The following is a 14,361-nucleotide window of genomic DNA, read 5'->3' on the forward strand; positions in this document are numbered from 1 at the left end:
CATTAACCTGCTGCACTGGATTGCGGTTGCAGATGGGCGCGGCGGTCGACGCGTGCCACGCGCGACAGCAGATAGTCGACCTCGGCCCTCGCCTGCGGCGTGATCACGGCACCCGGCTTGCGCTGGGCGCTGGAAGAGATGATGCCGCGCTTCTGCAGCACGTATTTGCGCACCGTGAGACCGACGCCGGGCTGCTGCTCATAGCGGATCAGCGGCAGATGCGCGTCGAACAGATCGTGCGCCGCATCGCGTTTTCCCGCCTTCGACAGATTGACGACATCGATCAGGAGCTCAGGGAAGGCATAGCCAGTCATCGCGCCGTCGGCGCCGCGCTCCATCTCGAAATCGAGGAACAGGCCGCCATTGCCGACCAGGATCGACAGCGGCCGCAGCGAGCCGTCCTTCTGGAAGTTGCGCAAGGTCGAGATCTTCTCGAGGCCCGGCCAGTCCTCGTGCTTGAGCATCACGCAGGACGGCGAATCCATCACGATCTTGCGGATCACGGCCGGGGTGAACACCACGGTCAAGGTCAGCGGATAGTCCTGCAGCACCCAAGGAATGTCGTCGCCGATTGCTTCCTGAGCCTGCTTGAAATAGCCGATGATCTGGTCGTCGGTACGCAAATGCGGCGGCGGCGCGATCATGACGCCGGCGGCGCCCGCATCCATCGACTTCCTGGCCAGCGAGCGCATCGTGGCGAAGCCCGGCGCCGAGACGCCGACGATCACCTGCAGCTTCTTCGCCCGCTTGACGAAGCGCAGCGCGACCTGCTCCGCCTCGGCCGCATCGAGCTTCGGCGCCTCACCGAGAATACCCAGCACCGTGACGCCGTCGCAGCCGACTTCGGTGTAGAAATCGGTCAGCCGGTCGATCGATGCTTCGTCGATGCGGCCGTCGTCGTGGAACGGAGTCGGCGCAATCGCGAAGGTTCCTGCGGCCTGGGCGGTGAGTTTCATAATGGGGTCCTCATTGGGTATCCGGGGCGGGCCATCCGGCACCACCCCGGCCCCTATAGCATGGGGTCAGAACCGCCGCGCGCCCATCTTGATCTGCTCCTCGGAGAAGAAGATGTCCTTGGCGTGGGTGGCGATGTCCTCGGCCTTCCAGCCGGTGAAAGGCGGCTTCCAGCCCTCCATTTCCATCATCCGCATCTCGCGGACGCCACGCGGGCCCGAGACGCCGAGCACCTTGCCGGTCTGGTCGCCAGAGAGGTCGCTGACCATGTAGAGCACCGCCGGCGCGATGCCGTCCGGCCCGAGCGCCGCACCCGGGTTCTCCTTGTAGCGCGGCAGGTCCGCGGTCATACGGGTCAAGGCGCCCGGCGCCAGCGTCCAGATCCGGATGTTGTACTTGCGGCCCTCGATCGCCAGCACGTTGGAGAGGCCCCAGATGCCGCCCTTCGCCGCGCCGTAATTGGTCTGGCCGAAATTGCCGATCAGGCCCGAGGTCGACGAGGTGTTGACGATGACGCCGCCGCCATTGTCGCGCATCCATTTGAACACCGGCTGGGTGCAGCAGAAGGTGCCTTTGAGGTGCACCTTCATCACCCTGTCCCAATTGGCTTCCTTGGCCTTGTGGAAGGTCTCGTCGAGCAGGATGCCGGCGTTGTTGACCAGGATGTCGGCGCGGCCGAAATGCTTGATGGCGTCGTCGAACACCGACTGACCGCCGGCCAGGGTCGAGATGTCGGCACCGTTGGCGACCGCACGGCCGCCCTCGGCCTTGATCGCGTCGACCACCTTGTCGGCCATCGACTTGTCGGAGCCCGAGCCGTCGCGCGGCCCGCCGAGATCGTTGACCACCACGGCCGCGCCCTCGCGCGCGAACAGCTTTGCGTAGGCCTCACCCAGTCCGCCGCCCGCGCCCGTGATCAGCGCCACCTTGCCGTCGAGTAATCCCATGGTCGTTTCTCCGTTGTTGTTTCTTCTTCGCCTCTCCTCGCTTGCGGAGAGAGGTCGGATCGCCCTTGCGATCCGGGTGAGGGGGTACCGGTCTCACCACTGTCACGACAGGCGGTGAGAGCCCCTCACCCACCCTCCCCCCGCAAGAGCGGGGCGAGGGAGTCGACGGCCGTCGGATGTGGCTACGCCAGCACCGTCCTGCCGCTCTTGATCACGGTGACGCCGCGCGATTTCACCTTGGCCTCGAACGACACCACGTTGCCGTCCTTCCACAGCTCCATCGTCACGGTCTCGCCGGGAAACACCGGCGAGGAGAACCGTGCCGCATGCTGCTTGAAGGCCGAGGGATCGTAGTCGGCATAGGTCTGCAACACGCCGCGGCAAGTGATGCCGTAGGTGCACATGCCGTGCAGGATCGGCCGCGGGAAGCCGGCCTTCTTGGCGAATTCCGGGTCAGAATGCAGCGGGTTGCGGTCGCCGCACAGCCGGTAGATCAGCGCCTGGTCGGGCCGCGTCGTGATGTCGACCACCTTGTCCGGCGCCCGCTCCGGCACCTTGTGCGGCTCGGGTTGGCCGTCGGACGGGCCGCCGAAGCCGCCATCGCCGCGGGCGAAGCGCGAGGCGACGAGGGTGGCGAGCTTGTCGCCCTTCTCGTCCTTCAGCACGGTCTGGTGACGGATCACCGCGCCCTTGTCCTTGCCCTTGTCGAACACGTCGAGCACGGTCGAGTCGGCCGTGATGTGGGCCGCGGTCGCGAACGGCTTGTGGAAGGTGATGTCGCGCTCGCCGTCGACCACCATCACGCGGTTGAGGTTCATCTCGCCGGGACCGGCGCCCCAGGCTGCGACCGACGCGAACGTCGGCACCACCTTGAGCGGACGCGGTGTCAGCACGCCCTCGTTGACGAAGGCGAGTTCCTTCTCGTCCATCGGATCGGCGCCGAGCCCGATGCCATAGGCATAGAGCATCACGTCGCGGTCGCCGTAGCTGTACTTCTGGCCGAGATTTTTCAGGGCCATCAGCTGTTCGTACACGATTGGCATTGTTGTTTTCTCCCCGAACTCTGTTCTTTCTTCGCCGCTGCCCGTTACTGCGCCCTCTCCCCCTGCGGGAGAGGGCTACACCGGCTTCAAACGCAAACTCGTTTGGGAGAGGGGTTGCCTCCGCAGATGCAGCTCTCCCGTGGAGAGACACCCCTCTTCCGGCAGCCTTCGGCTGCCACCTTCCCCCGCAAGGGGGAAGGTACTCTTGAGGCTAGGCCGGCGTGAAGAACGGCAGCGGGGCGCCATCGGTCGGCTTCCACACCACCTTGACCTTCTGGCCGATCTTCACCGTCTCCAGATCGCAATCGACGATGTTGGTCTGCAGCGACGGACCTTCCTTCAGCGTCACATAGGCGATCGCGTAGGGACCGGTCGGCGACTTCCGCATCAGGCTGTAAGTATAGACCGTGGCCTCGCCGCTCGACTCTTCCCACACCGTCTTGTCGGAGAAGCAGAATGGGCAGATCGCGCGCGGGAAGTAGTGCGCCTCGCCGCAGGTGGTGCAGCGCTTGATCATGAACTTGCCTGCCTTCGCCGCTTCCCAGAACGGCGCGGTCTCCGGATTGGTTACAGGGGCATTGTACTTCTTGGCTTCAGACATCACGCACGCTCCAGAATACAGGTTGAGGCGGCGTGGCGAACGCCGAGCAGGCCGCCGGTGCCGTGGGCGATCGCGAGGTCGCAGTTCTTCACCTGCACCTTTGGATGCGCTTCGCCGCGCAACTGGCGGACGGCCTCGAGGATCTTGGTCATGCCGCCGCGATTGACGGGATGGTTGCTGCACAGGCCGCCGCCATCGGTGTTGAACGGCAGCTTGCCGACGCCCGAGATCAGATTGCCGTCGGCGACGAACTTGCCGCCCTCGCCCTTCTTGCAGAAGCCGAGGTCCTCGAGCTGCATCAGCACCGTGATGGTGAAGCTGTCATAGATCGAGGCGTACTTGATGTCCTTCGGCGTCACGCCCGCCTCCTCGAAGGCACGCGGGCCGGACCACACGCCGGCGGAATAGGTCAGGTCGAGATCCTTGCCGCCGCGCGGCCCCTTCGCCGCCTCGCCATGGCCGATCAGCCGCACCAGCGGCTTCTTCAGGCTCTTGGCGATCTCCGGCGTCGTGACGATCATCGCGCCGCCGCCGTCGGTGACGACGCAGCAATCCATCCGGCGCAGCGGATCCGAGATCATCGGCGAGTTCAGCACGTCCTCGACGGTGACGACCTCCTTCAGCATCGCATGCGGATTGTATTGCGCGTGATGCGAGGCCGCGACCTTGATCCAGGCGAGCTGCTCGGAGGTGGTGCCGTAGTCGTGCATATGGCGCATGGCACACATGCCATAGGCATTGTGCGTGGTAGCCCCGTAAGCCAATTCGAAATCGGCCTCGGCGCCGGAGGCGCGCGGCGCCATCGGGCCGGTGCGCGGCTTGCCTGCCAGCGTGACCAGCGCGACCGAGCACTTGCCGGCGGCGATCGCCTCGGCGGCGTGGCCGAGATGGATCAGATAGGAACAGCCACCGGTCTCGGTGGAGTCGACGTGACGCAGCTTCTTGGTGTTGAAACCGAGATAGTCGACCATCGGCCACAGCCCGCCCGGCGCATCGCCGGCGCAGAAATAGCCGTCGATATCGTCCTTGGTGAGCCCGGCATCCTCGATCGCGCCCTTGGCGACCTCGGCGTGAAGCTGTGCTGTTGATTTATCGGGTGCATGCCGGGTGGGATGCTCGTAGATCCCGGCAATGTAGGCCTTGCCCTTGATGGTCAAATCGCTCTCCGCTGGCGTTTTTCGCTCCAGCGTTTTTCTGAACCGGCGACGCGACCTTGGCAAGCGCGGAAATATTCCGTCAGGCGAGACCGTGGTGAAGGACGCGACCCGATACGATTATAGACCGCAATCGTATCGGGTCGGTGTCACTGAATCGTAGCGCGTGGAGCGCACAGCATTTGCCATAAGACAAGTGTCGTCCCGGCGAAGGCCGGGACCCATAACCACCGCTGTTTGCTGCTGCGCGACGCTGGGGCCACAGCTTAATGCAACAGGACACCCCTGTGGTTATGGGTCCCGGGTCGCGCTTCGCTTGCCCGGGACGACATCTACTATGTGGCGCTCTACTCCGCCGCCATCTGCCGCGGCGCCGGCGGCGGGTTGGCGAGGTCGGCGGCGAGTTGCGTATAGCGAACCTTTGCCTCGTTGACCGCCTTCTCCTTCACCGGGCCGTAGCCGCGGATGCGCTCGGGCAGCGACAGCAGTTCGACCGCGATGTCGTGATTGAGCGGCGACAGCAGGCTCAACACGGTTGCCACATCCTTCTCGTAGCCCGCGATCAGGTCGCGCTCGAGCTTGCGGTCGGCGTTGTAGCCGAAGATGTCGAGCGGCGTGCCGCGCAGGAAGCGGAATCGCGCCATCACCTTGAAGGCGGACATCATCCACGAACCGAAGGCGCGCTTCTTCGGACGGCCCTGGGCGTCGAGCCCTCCGCCCAGGATCGGCGGCGCCAGATTGAAATTGAACTTGAAGTCGCCCTCGAACTGGTCGCGCAGCTGCTTCTCGAAGCGGCCGTCGGTGAACAGCCGCGCCACCTCATACTCGTCCTTGTAGGCGAGCAGCCTGGCGTGGTTGATCGCGACCGCGCGCGGCAGCGCCTCGCCATAGCCGCCCTTGATGGCGGCGTCGCGCACCTGATCGACCAGCTTGCGGTAACGCCTGGCCAACCGGCCGTTCTGATAGTCGGTCAGCAGACCCATGCGATGGGTGATGATCTCGTCGAGCGACATCGCGTCCAGCGACTTGACCGGGGCTGCGTCGTCGTCCTGCCCCTTCATCATCGCAGCGAGCCGCGCCGGATCTGCCGCGGCCAGACGTCCGAGCTGGAACGCCTGCGTGTTCATCTTGATCGAGACGCCGTTGACCTCGATCGCCTGCTGGATCGATTCCGCCGACAGCGGCAGCAGCCCGCGCTGATAGGCAAAGCCCAGCATCATGATGTTGGTGGCGATGGAGTCACCGAGCAGCGCTTCAGCCGGCTTGGTGAAGTCGAAGAACGCGGAGTCCTTGCGCAGCTCCGTCTCCAGCACGCTGTTGACCTTGCGGGTCTGGAAGTTGAAGTCGCGATTGAGGATGAAATCCGCGGTCGGGATGATGTGGCTGTTGATGATGCCGACGGTGCGGCTGGCATCGCAGAGCGTGATGGTGTCCTTCGAGACCGCCACGACCTCGTCGGCCGCGAGCACCAGATCGGCGGTGCCGGTCACGATACGCGAGCAGGTCACGTCTGCCGTATGCTCGGAGAGCCGCACGTGGCTGAGCACCGCACCGCCCTTCTGCGCAAGGCCGGACATGTCGAGGATCATCGAGGCCTTGCCCTCGATATGCGCGGCCATCCCGAGCAGCGCGCCGATCGTCAGCACGCCGGTGCCGCCGACGCCGCCGACCGCGATGTTGTAGGGCCGATCCAGCACCGGCTTCGCTGCCGGCTCCGGCAGAGCGCCGATATCGCCGAGTTCGGTGCGTGCGCGGCGCTTGAGGGCGCCGCCGTCGACCGTGACGAAGGACGGGCAGAAACCCTTCACGCAGGAATAGTCCTTGTTGCAGGTCGACTGGTTGATGGCGCGCTTGCGCCCCAGCTCCGTCTCCAGCGGCTCGACCGAGATACAGTTCGACTGCACCGAACAGTCGCCGCAGCCTTCGCAGACCGCCGGGTTGATCAGCACGCGACGCGCCGGATCCTCCATCAGGCCGCGCTTGCGGCGGCGGCGCTTCTCGGCCGCGCAGGTCTGCACGAACACGATCGCCGAGGTGCCCTTGGTGTCGCGGCACATCTTCTGGACGTTCTCGAGCTCGTCGCGGTGGAACAGCTTGACGCCGGGCGCGATGGTATCGGCCGGATAGGCGTCGGGATTTTCCGAGACCAGATAGATCTCGCGAATGCCCTCGGCATGAAGCTGGAAGGTGATCTGCTGCGGCGACAGGTCGCCGTCGTGACGCTGGCCACCGGTCATCGCGACCGCGTCGTTGTAGAGGATCTTGTAGGTGATGTTGGCCTTGGAGGCGATCGCCTGGCGGATCGCGAGAATGCCGGAATGGAAATAGGTGCCGTCGCCGAGATTGGCGAAGATGTGGTTCTCATTGGTGAACGGCGCGACGCCGACCCACGGCACGCCCTCGCCGCCCATATGGGTGAAGGTCTCGGTCGAGCGGTTCATCCACAGCGCCATGAAGTGGCAGCCGATGCCGGCCAGCGCGCGGCTGCCTTCCGGCACCTTGGTCGAGGTGTTGTGCGGGCAGCCCGAGCAGAAGTACGGCGTGCGGCTGACCGGTGCGGTCGCCTGCATCTGGGTCGACTGGCGGCCGTTGAACCAGTCTGCCTTGGCGCGCAGCATCTCGGCGATTTCGGGATTGAGATTAAGTCGAAGCAGCCGTTCGGTGAGCGAGCTCGCCAGCGAGGCGACGCTGAGCTCGGCGGCGAAGGTCAGGAAGCGCTTGTCGTGATCGTCCATCTTGCCGACGATGCGCGGGCGCACGTCGTCGCGCCAATTGAACAGCTCCTGCTTGACCTGGTTCTCGACGATCTCGCGGCGCTCCTCGACGATGAAGATCTCCTCGAGGCCGACGGCGAAATTGCGTACGCCTTCCGGCTCCAGTGGCCAGGGCATGCCGATCTTGTAGAGCCGGATGCCGATCTTGGCTGCGATCTCGGGCGTGATGCCGAGCTCACGCAGCGCCTGGCGGATGTCCTCATAACTCTTACCGGACGCCATGATGCCGTAGCGCGCGTTCGGCGAATCCATGGTGATGCGGTTGACCTTGTTGGCGCGGGCAAACGCGATCGCGGCGAAGCCCTTGTAGTCCTGCAACCGCCGGTCCTGCTCGAAGCGGTCGTCGGGCCAGCGGATGTTGAGGCCGCCCGGCGGCAATTCGAAATCGGTCGGGATGATGAAGGGTGTCATCTCGTCGGTGAGATCGATCTCGGCCGTGGTCTCGACCGTCTCGGTGATCACCTTCATGCCGACCCAGCAACCCGAGTAGCGCGACATCGCGATCCCCAAGAGGCCCATCTCGATCATTTCATGGATGCTGGAGGGGTAGAGGTAGGGCATCAGCGCAGAAATGAAGGCGTGGTCGGACTGATGCGGGACGGTGGAGGACTTCGCGCCATGGTCGTCGCCCGCGAGGCAGAGCACGCCGCCGTTCTTGGCGGAGCCCGCGGCATTGCCATGGCGGAACACGTCGCCGCAGCGATCGACGCCGGGGCCCTTGCCGTACCAGATGCCGACCGCGCCATCATATTTGGCGCCGGGCGACAGCGCGAGCTGCTGCGAGCCCCAGATCGCGGTGGCCGCGAGATCCTCGTTCACGCCGGGCTGGAATTTGATGTTGTATTGTTCGAGGTGCTTGCGGGCGGCGAACAGCTGCTGGTCGTAGCCGCCGAGGGGGGAACCGCGATAGCCGGAGATGAAGCCTGCCGTGTTGAGGCCTGCGGCGCGGTCACGCCTGATCTGCGCCATCGGCAGGCGGACCAGCGCCTGGATGCCGGTCATGAAGACATGGCCGGTGCCCTGGGTGTATTTCTGGTCGAGGCTGATAGGCCCTTGGTTGATTCCCATTTAGCCCTCTTTTCGCTGGTCGCGACGACTGCATTTTAGCTAGTCATCCGCGCTTGTTAGAACCAGTCTATGTCGGATTTTCCGGCCCGCGCGACACAATTCTGGGCGGCAAGGCCGGCCGCTCAAAAATCGCAATTTCGTGCCGGGAATATTGCAGGCCCGTTTCGGTTTCTGTCGCAGGACAGGCCCGCGGCGAAATGGCGTAACGCGTCTTGTGGACCGGAAGGTGATTGGATGCGGCGACGACATCGGACGACGCGTGCGATTCTGGCTGTCGCGCTGTTGTGCAGTGCGTTCACGGCCGGCGAATGCGCCGCCGCGACGACCGACGACATCGTCACCCGCGGCAAGGCGCTCACCATCGCCGGCGACTGCGCGAGCTGCCACACGGCCGACCCGGCAAAACCGTTCGCCGGGGGCAAGCGGATCGACACCCCGTTCGGCGCGGTGTTCTCGCCGAACCTGACCCCCGACCGCGATACCGGCATCGGCGGCTGGAGCGATGACGATTTCGTCCGTGCGCTGCGCAGCGGCGTCTCGCCTGATGGGACGCATTACTATCCGGCGTTCCCCTACCCTTATTTCACGAAGCTGATCCGCGACGACATCCTTGCGATCCGTGCCTATCTCGCGACGCTGGCGCCGGTCAGCAACAAGACGCCACCGCCGGAGCTGCGTTGGCCACTCGACTATCGCGGGCTGATGCGGGCCTGGAATGCGCTGTTCTTCACACCGGGGATCATCCAGCCGGACCAGAGCAAGGGTGCGGACTGGAATCGCGGTCGCTACCTCGTCGAGGCCCTCGCCCATTGCGGCGCCTGCCACACGCCGAAGAACGCGTTCGGCGCCGACAGGCACGACCAGCCGTTCGCAGGCAGCATGATCCAGGGCATGTTCGCGCCCAGGCTCGACGGCGCGGCGCGCAGCGGGCTCAAGTCCTGGAGCGCTGACGATATCGCCGAATACCTCCAGAGCGGCCGCAACGGCCATAGCCACGCCGGCCCGCTGATGTCGGAGGTGGTGGTCAACTCGACCTCGCAGATGAGCGACGCCGACGTGCGCGCGATCGCGGTCTATCTGAAGAGCCTGCCCGCCGGCGCACCGGAGCCCGAGGTCACGCCGCCCTCGCCCGCGCAGATGGGCGACGGCGAGCGGATCTATCGCGGCGCCTGTGTCGCCTGCCATGAGCTCGACGGCTCGGGCGCACCACGGATCTATCCGCCGCTGCCCGGCAACGCCAATCTGCAATCGGCCAATCCCGCGAGCACGCTGCGCATCATCCTCGACGGGGCGCAGACCGTGACCACGCTGCGCGCGCCCAACTCAGGCTCGATGCCGGCCTATCCCAAGCTCAGCGATCAGGAGGTCGCCGATGTCGCGACCTATATCCGCAATTCCTGGGGCAACGCCGCGCCGGCCGTGACGGCCGACGAGGTCGCCAAAGCGCGCGCAGCGAAGTGAGGGCCCCGCGCAGCGAAGTGAAGGTGCGGACGGCAAAATGACGGTTCAGCGCTCCTCGCCGCTGAACACGAATTTCGGCATCTCCCATTTGTAGCGGATCGCCAGCATCCGGAAGCTGAGGCCGAGCGCGAAGGTCAGCAGGGTCCAGATCGGCGGGTTGAGGTTCAACCCGAAGGCGGTGGCATAGAACAGTCCCGTCACCACGGAGACGCTGGCGTAGAGCTCGCTACGGAATAACAGCGGCACCTCGTTGCAGAGGATGTCGCGCAGCACGCCGCCGGCGCAGCCGGTGATCATGCCGGAGACGATCACGATCGGCAGCGAGGCGTCGACCTGCCAGGCCACGTCGCAACCGGCCATGGTGAACACCACGAGCCCGATCGCATCGAGCACCAGGAAGGCGAGATTGAGCCGGTGAACCAGCCGCGCCAGCAGGATGGTGGCGAAGGCGCCGGCGGCAGCGACCGCGAGGTAGATCGGCTGCGCGACCCAGAGCAGCGGATAATGCCCGAGCAGCACGTCGCGGATGGTGCCGCCGCCGAGCGCGGTGATTGCGCCCAGCATGCAGACGCCCGCCCAATCCATGCTGCGCCGGCCGGCCGCCAGCGCCGCCGTCATCGACTGCGCCGCAACCGCGATGAACGAGAGCACGTGCAGCACCGAATCGGTGGGCGGCATGGTCCACATTGAAAGGGCCTCATGGAGGTTCGGAACCGCCGGGAATCGCGGTTCCTGCATGAACAGGTTGCAACATTGGCGCGGAACATCCTCACGCGCCAGCCATTGTCCCCCGCGTTTAGCTTTGGGGTGCTAACGGAGGAACCTTGCAATGGCTTACAACCCTGACGATCCGTATCGCGCCAACCCGACCGATGACGAAATCCGCCGTCAGGCGCGCTTCAACAGCCTGGACAACGAGTTGCAGCCGGATCCGGAACTCCAGGAGGGACCGGCCAGCGGTACCAAGGTCGCGATGTTCGCGGTTGCGGTGGCCGTGGTGCTGGGCGCGCTGTTCTATGGGTTGAACAACACGTCGGTCAATCAGGCTGGCACCACACCGCCGACCCAGACCGCGCAGCAGACATCGGCCAATCCGGCCGCGCCGCCTCCGGGCATGCGCGACGTGACGCCGAAGCCGAACAGCCAGCCCGGCATGACCACGGGCGCGGCGCCGGCGCAACCGGCCAGCCCTCCGTCTGATATCAACAAGTCGGACATGAACAAGCCGGCGGCCCCGCCGGCCGACAACGCGAAGTAAGACGCAACGACACTGACCAGGCGCAAGCGGCGAGCCCAAATGGCTCGCCGCTTCTTTTTGGTGTGAAGTCTATTTGAACATCTTGTTGAGCTCGCCGCCGGGATAGCCGTTGGCGAATTCGCCGAAGGTGCCCTTCTCCGCCATCTCCTTGGCCGCCTTCATGACGCCGCTCCACGCCATCCGCGCCAGCGCTCCGCCGACGCTGATCCGGCGCACGCCGAGGTCGCCGACCGCTTGCAGCGTTAGTTCGGAGGCGCCGCCGATCAGGAGATTGACCGGCTTCGGCGCCACTGCCTTCACGACCGCCGAAATCTCCTCCTTGGTCGCGATGCCCGGCGCGTACAGGACGTCTGCTCCGGCTTCCGAATAGGCTTGCAGCCGCTCGATCACCAGGTTGAGGTCCTTCTTGCCCCACAGGAACGCCTCGCAGCGGCCGGTCAGCAGCACGCCGCTGTTGTCCGCGTCGATCGCCTTGCGCGCCGCCTTGATGCGCTCGACCGCGAGCTTGTGCTCGAACAGCACATTGGCCGCATCACCGGTGGAGTCCTCGATCGAGAGCCCGGCGACGCCGGTCTTGACGCCACGCGCGACATTGGCCGCAACCTTCTCCGGCTCAACCGCGAAGCCGCCCTCGAAGTCCGCGTTGACGGGAATATCGACCGCCGCGCACAGCGCGGTCAGGTGATCGCAGACGTCATCGACGGTGACGCGGTTGTCGGCCTTGCCGATGGTCCAGGCAAAACCCGCGCTGGTCGAGGCCAGCGCCTTGAAGCCGAGATGTTGCAATGCGCGGGCGCTGCCGACATCGAACGGGTTCGGAATGATGAAGCATCCGCTCTCGTGCAGCTTCTTGAAGGCTGTGCGTTTGTCAGCAGTTGGCAGTGGCATTGGTCGCTCCCTGTGATCGTTGGCCGCGCAGAGATAGGCACGCACCATTCGTGCTGCTAGTGCTCGTGCACCGCGCGACTGTCTTTTGGCGCCTGCTCACGTTCGTTCAAACCGTAGTCGCGCATCACGCTGGCAACGCGCAGGCGGTAGTCGTCAAAAATCCGCGCGCGGCCCTTGGCCTGGGTGCGGCGATGTTCGATCGTGTTGCGCCAGGCTTCGACCGCAGCCTCGTCGCGGAAGAACGACAGCGACACGAACTTGCCTTTTTCGGTGATGCTCTCGAACCGCTCGACCGAGATGAAGCCATCGATCTCCTGGAGGATCGGCTTCAGCTCGGCGGCGAGGTCGAAATATTGCTGGCGGTGTTCCGGCTTCGGCCAGACTTCGAAGATCACGGCGATCATGGGCGCCTCCGCGTGCTGATGTGGTGCGCCACTATAGCTCGACCTTGCGCAGAAATGTCCGCTCCTCGGCGAGGATGAAGCGGTTTTGCTCCGCGAAGTTGAAGTTCGCCATGCCCTCACTGTCCTGGCGCAACCGCGCGCGATAGGCCTCGTAGGCGGCGAGGCTCTCGAACGAGATCAGCGCCGACGCGATGTTGTTGGTGCCTTCATGCGGCATCCAGTAGCCGAGCAGATTGCCGCCGCAGCGCGGGATGATCGAGAGCCAGTTCCGCGCATACTCCTCGAACAGCGCGCGCTTGAACGGATCGAGCTGGTAGCGGATGAAGACGGTGATGGTCATTGACGAACTCCTGCTGGTTCCGTCATTGCGAGCGACAGCGAAGCAATCCATCGCACCGCGCATGCGGAGGGGTGGATTGCTTCGTCGCGGAGCCTGTCATCGGGCGCGCGTTCGCGCGACCCGTTGGCTCCTCGCAATGACGAGGTGGAAGCACACTACCCGCTTGTCCGACCACAATGCTTCGGCTATCATCGAACTATGAAAGCAGGACCCGACATCTCCCGGATCGCCGCCCTGGTCGGCGATCCCGCCCGCTGCAACATGCTGACCGCGCTGATGACCGGCCGCGCGCTGACGGCGAGCGAGCTGGCACAGGAGGCCGGCATCACGCCGCAGACGGCGAGCTCGCATCTCGCCAAGCTCGAGGCCGGCGGGCTGATCGAACCCGAGAAGCAGGGCCGCCACCGCTATTATCGCCTCAGCGATCCCGACGTCGCCGACGTGCTGGAAGGCCTGCAGGGTATCGCCGCCCGCGCCGGCCATATGCGCGTGCGCACCGGGCCGAAGGATCCGGCGCTGCGCCGCGCCCGGATCTGCTACGACCATCTCGCCGGCGATCTCGGCGTGCAGATGCTCGACAGCATGAAGCGGCAGAAGCTGGTGCGACAGAGCAAGCAGGCGATCGAGCTCACCGGCGAAGGCAAGCGTTTCATGGCCGAGCAATTGCAGATCGACGCCGACGCGCTGACCCATCCGCGTCGTCCGGTATGCAAGGCCTGCCTCGACTGGAGCGAGCGGCGGCACCATCTCGCCGGCACGCTCGGCGCCGCGATGATGGACCGCTTCACCGAATTGAAATGGGCCGCGCGCGACGCGGCGCCGGGCAGCCGCGTGGTCAATTTCTCCCGCAACGGCGAGAAGCGGTTCGCAGCACTGTTTGGCGCTGCCGAGTAAGGTCGCGTATTCAAACGGTCGGCGAGATCATTCGCGAGTACGCGATTTCGCTTGTCTCGCTCTCCGATACATTCGGTGCCCTCATCGCTCCGCGCCGTTGCGTTTCAGAAATGTTTCGAATTGATGCTGCGCTTTGCTTGCGGCGCACTGACGCAGGCAGAGCACGCGGCGTTCATGTCGCATTCAGCGGGCAACACTAAGTTCGGCGACAGCGGGCGCGGCTTCTGCAATGATCTGCCCGGGCGAATCGGTAAGTAAATGTTTGTTGCGGTGCCGCAGCGCGGCCCAAAAAAGAGGAGAGACTATGAAGTATCTTTTTGCAGCAGCAGTTTTGGTGACGACCGCATTCGCCGGAATCAGCGCCGCTGACGCGGCTGGTGGCTGTGGCCCCGGCTGGCATCGCGGCCCCTATGGCGGCTGCGTCAGGAACCGCGGCCCCGTCGTCGTCGCTCCGGGTCCCGTCGTTGTGCGCCCGCCGGTCGTGGTGGTGCCGCGTGGCCGCGCCTGCCCTTACGGCTTTGCCTGGCGCTACGGCCGTTGCCGCCCGATCTGATCGCGGCAGAGACGATCAAACA

At 65.1% G+C, this 14,361-nt stretch carries 14 protein-coding genes; 4 read left to right on the plus strand and 10 right to left on the minus strand.

Annotated elements, in window-relative coordinates; all coding sequences use genetic code 11:
• Positions 1-2 precede the first annotated feature (2 nt).
• From B2W55_RS04335 to B2W55_RS04360, 6 genes are all read right to left on the minus strand, one after another.
• Positions 3-956 (minus strand): dihydrodipicolinate synthase family protein, encoded by a 954-nt coding sequence (locus B2W55_RS04335; RefSeq protein ID WP_024578632.1) that lies wholly within the window; start codon positions 954-956, stop codon positions 3-5.
• Between the two features lie 66 nt (positions 957-1,022).
• Positions 1,023-1,901: an SDR family oxidoreductase gene (locus tag B2W55_RS04340; protein ID WP_024578631.1), complete on the minus strand. Its 879-nt coding sequence runs from the start codon at positions 1,899-1,901 to the stop codon at positions 1,023-1,025.
• A gap of 182 nt (positions 1,902-2,083) precedes the next feature.
• Positions 2,084-2,944, minus strand: a complete 861-nt coding sequence (locus tag B2W55_RS04345; protein ID WP_024578630.1) for a MaoC family dehydratase — start codon at positions 2,942-2,944, stop codon at positions 2,084-2,086.
• 211 nt (positions 2,945-3,155) lie between these two features.
• Positions 3,156-3,545, minus strand: a complete 390-nt coding sequence (locus tag B2W55_RS04350) for a Zn-ribbon domain-containing OB-fold protein (protein ID WP_021080623.1) — start codon at positions 3,543-3,545, stop codon at positions 3,156-3,158.
• Positions 3,545-4,702 (minus strand): thiolase domain-containing protein, encoded by a 1,158-nt coding sequence (locus tag B2W55_RS04355; protein ID WP_024578629.1) that lies wholly within the window; start codon positions 4,700-4,702, stop codon positions 3,545-3,547. Before B2W55_RS04355 ends, B2W55_RS04350 begins: the two co-directional genes overlap by 1 nt.
• Before the next feature lie 344 nt (positions 4,703-5,046).
• Positions 5,047-8,541, minus strand: a complete 3,495-nt coding sequence (locus B2W55_RS04360; protein ID WP_024578628.1) for an indolepyruvate ferredoxin oxidoreductase family protein — start codon at positions 8,539-8,541, stop codon at positions 5,047-5,049.
• A 234-nt stretch (positions 8,542-8,775) separates the two neighbouring features.
• Between B2W55_RS04360 and B2W55_RS04365 the strand changes: the two genes are divergently transcribed.
• Entirely contained in the window at positions 8,776-10,002 is a 1,227-nt protein-coding gene (locus B2W55_RS04365) for a c-type cytochrome (RefSeq protein WP_024578627.1), read from the plus strand.
• A 45-nt stretch (positions 10,003-10,047) separates the two neighbouring features.
• On the opposite strand, the gene B2W55_RS04370 is transcribed toward B2W55_RS04365, so the two are convergent.
• Positions 10,048-10,689 (minus strand): trimeric intracellular cation channel family protein, encoded by a 642-nt coding sequence (locus tag B2W55_RS04370; RefSeq protein ID WP_024578626.1) that lies wholly within the window; start codon positions 10,687-10,689, stop codon positions 10,048-10,050.
• A 142-nt stretch (positions 10,690-10,831) separates the two neighbouring features.
• On the opposite strand from B2W55_RS04370, the gene B2W55_RS04375 reads away from it, so the two are divergent.
• Positions 10,832-11,260 (plus strand): hypothetical protein, encoded by a 429-nt coding sequence (locus B2W55_RS04375; protein WP_024578625.1) that lies wholly within the window; start codon positions 10,832-10,834, stop codon positions 11,258-11,260.
• Positions 11,261-11,329: 69 nt separating this feature from the next.
• Here the strand turns inward: B2W55_RS04375 and B2W55_RS04380 are convergent, their stop codons facing one another.
• Genes B2W55_RS04380 through B2W55_RS04390 form a run of 3 tightly spaced genes read right to left on the minus strand, consistent with a single transcriptional unit; the run spans position 11,330 to position 12,892 of the window.
• The gene (locus B2W55_RS04380) at positions 11,330-12,148 is read right to left on the minus strand and encodes an isocitrate lyase/PEP mutase family protein (RefSeq protein WP_024578624.1); all 819 of its coding nucleotides are present in this window, start codon (positions 12,146-12,148) and stop codon (positions 11,330-11,332) included.
• Between the two features lie 56 nt (positions 12,149-12,204).
• Positions 12,205-12,552, minus strand: a complete 348-nt coding sequence (locus tag B2W55_RS04385; protein ID WP_024578623.1) for an antibiotic biosynthesis monooxygenase family protein — start codon at positions 12,550-12,552, stop codon at positions 12,205-12,207.
• Positions 12,553-12,583: 31 nt separating this feature from the next.
• Positions 12,584-12,892 carry an NIPSNAP family protein gene (locus B2W55_RS04390; RefSeq protein ID WP_024578622.1) on the minus strand — a complete coding sequence of 103 codons (309 nt, stop codon included), beginning with the start codon at positions 12,890-12,892 and terminating at the stop codon, positions 12,584-12,586.
• A gap of 198 nt (positions 12,893-13,090) precedes the next feature.
• On the opposite strand from B2W55_RS04390, the gene B2W55_RS04395 reads away from it, so the two are divergent.
• Both B2W55_RS04395 and B2W55_RS04400 read left to right on the plus strand, forming a co-directional pair.
• Entirely contained in the window at positions 13,091-13,786 is a 696-nt protein-coding gene (locus B2W55_RS04395) for an ArsR/SmtB family transcription factor (RefSeq protein ID WP_024578621.1), read from the plus strand.
• A gap of 304 nt (positions 13,787-14,090) precedes the next feature.
• Positions 14,091-14,339: a GCG_CRPN prefix-to-repeats domain-containing protein gene (locus B2W55_RS04400; RefSeq protein WP_080890895.1), complete on the plus strand. Its 249-nt coding sequence runs from the start codon at positions 14,091-14,093 to the stop codon at positions 14,337-14,339.
• Positions 14,340-14,361 lie beyond the last annotated feature (22 nt).

Origin of the sequence: Bradyrhizobium sp. UBA2491 (assembly GCF_002341725.1) — a bacterium.
Classification (GTDB): Bacteria; Pseudomonadota; Alphaproteobacteria; order Rhizobiales; family Xanthobacteraceae; genus Bradyrhizobium.

Excerpts from the sequence above, each read along its gene's own strand:
- B2W55_RS04335 (WP_024578632.1), bottom strand. The coding sequence starts at position 956 with ATGAAACTCACCGCCCAGGCCGCAGGAACCTTCGCGATTGCGCCGACT.
- B2W55_RS04340 (WP_024578631.1), bottom strand. The coding sequence starts at position 1,901 with ATGGGATTACTCGACGGCAAGGTGGCGCTGATCACGGGCGCGGGCGGC.
- B2W55_RS04345 (WP_024578630.1), bottom strand. The coding sequence starts at position 2,944 with ATGCCAATCGTGTACGAACAGCTGATGGCCCTGAAAAATCTCGGCCAG.
- B2W55_RS04350 (WP_021080623.1), bottom strand. The coding sequence starts at position 3,545 with ATGTCTGAAGCCAAGAAGTACAATGCCCCTGTAACCAATCCGGAGACC.
- B2W55_RS04360 (WP_024578628.1), bottom strand. The coding sequence starts at position 8,541 with ATGGGAATCAACCAAGGGCCTATCAGCCTCGACCAGAAATACACCCAG.
- B2W55_RS04365 (WP_024578627.1), top strand. The coding sequence starts at position 8,776 with ATGCGGCGACGACATCGGACGACGCGTGCGATTCTGGCTGTCGCGCTG.
- B2W55_RS04370 (WP_024578626.1), bottom strand. The coding sequence starts at position 10,689 with ATGTGGACCATGCCGCCCACCGATTCGGTGCTGCACGTGCTCTCGTTC.
- B2W55_RS04375 (WP_024578625.1), top strand. The coding sequence starts at position 10,832 with ATGGCTTACAACCCTGACGATCCGTATCGCGCCAACCCGACCGATGAC.
- B2W55_RS04380 (WP_024578624.1), bottom strand. The coding sequence starts at position 12,148 with ATGCCACTGCCAACTGCTGACAAACGCACAGCCTTCAAGAAGCTGCAC.
- B2W55_RS04385 (WP_024578623.1), bottom strand. The coding sequence starts at position 12,552 with ATGATCGCCGTGATCTTCGAAGTCTGGCCGAAGCCGGAACACCGCCAG.
- B2W55_RS04390 (WP_024578622.1), bottom strand. The coding sequence starts at position 12,892 with ATGACCATCACCGTCTTCATCCGCTACCAGCTCGATCCGTTCAAGCGC.
- B2W55_RS04395 (WP_024578621.1), top strand. The coding sequence starts at position 13,091 with ATGAAAGCAGGACCCGACATCTCCCGGATCGCCGCCCTGGTCGGCGAT.
- B2W55_RS04400 (WP_080890895.1), top strand. The coding sequence starts at position 14,091 with ATGAAGTATCTTTTTGCAGCAGCAGTTTTGGTGACGACCGCATTCGCC.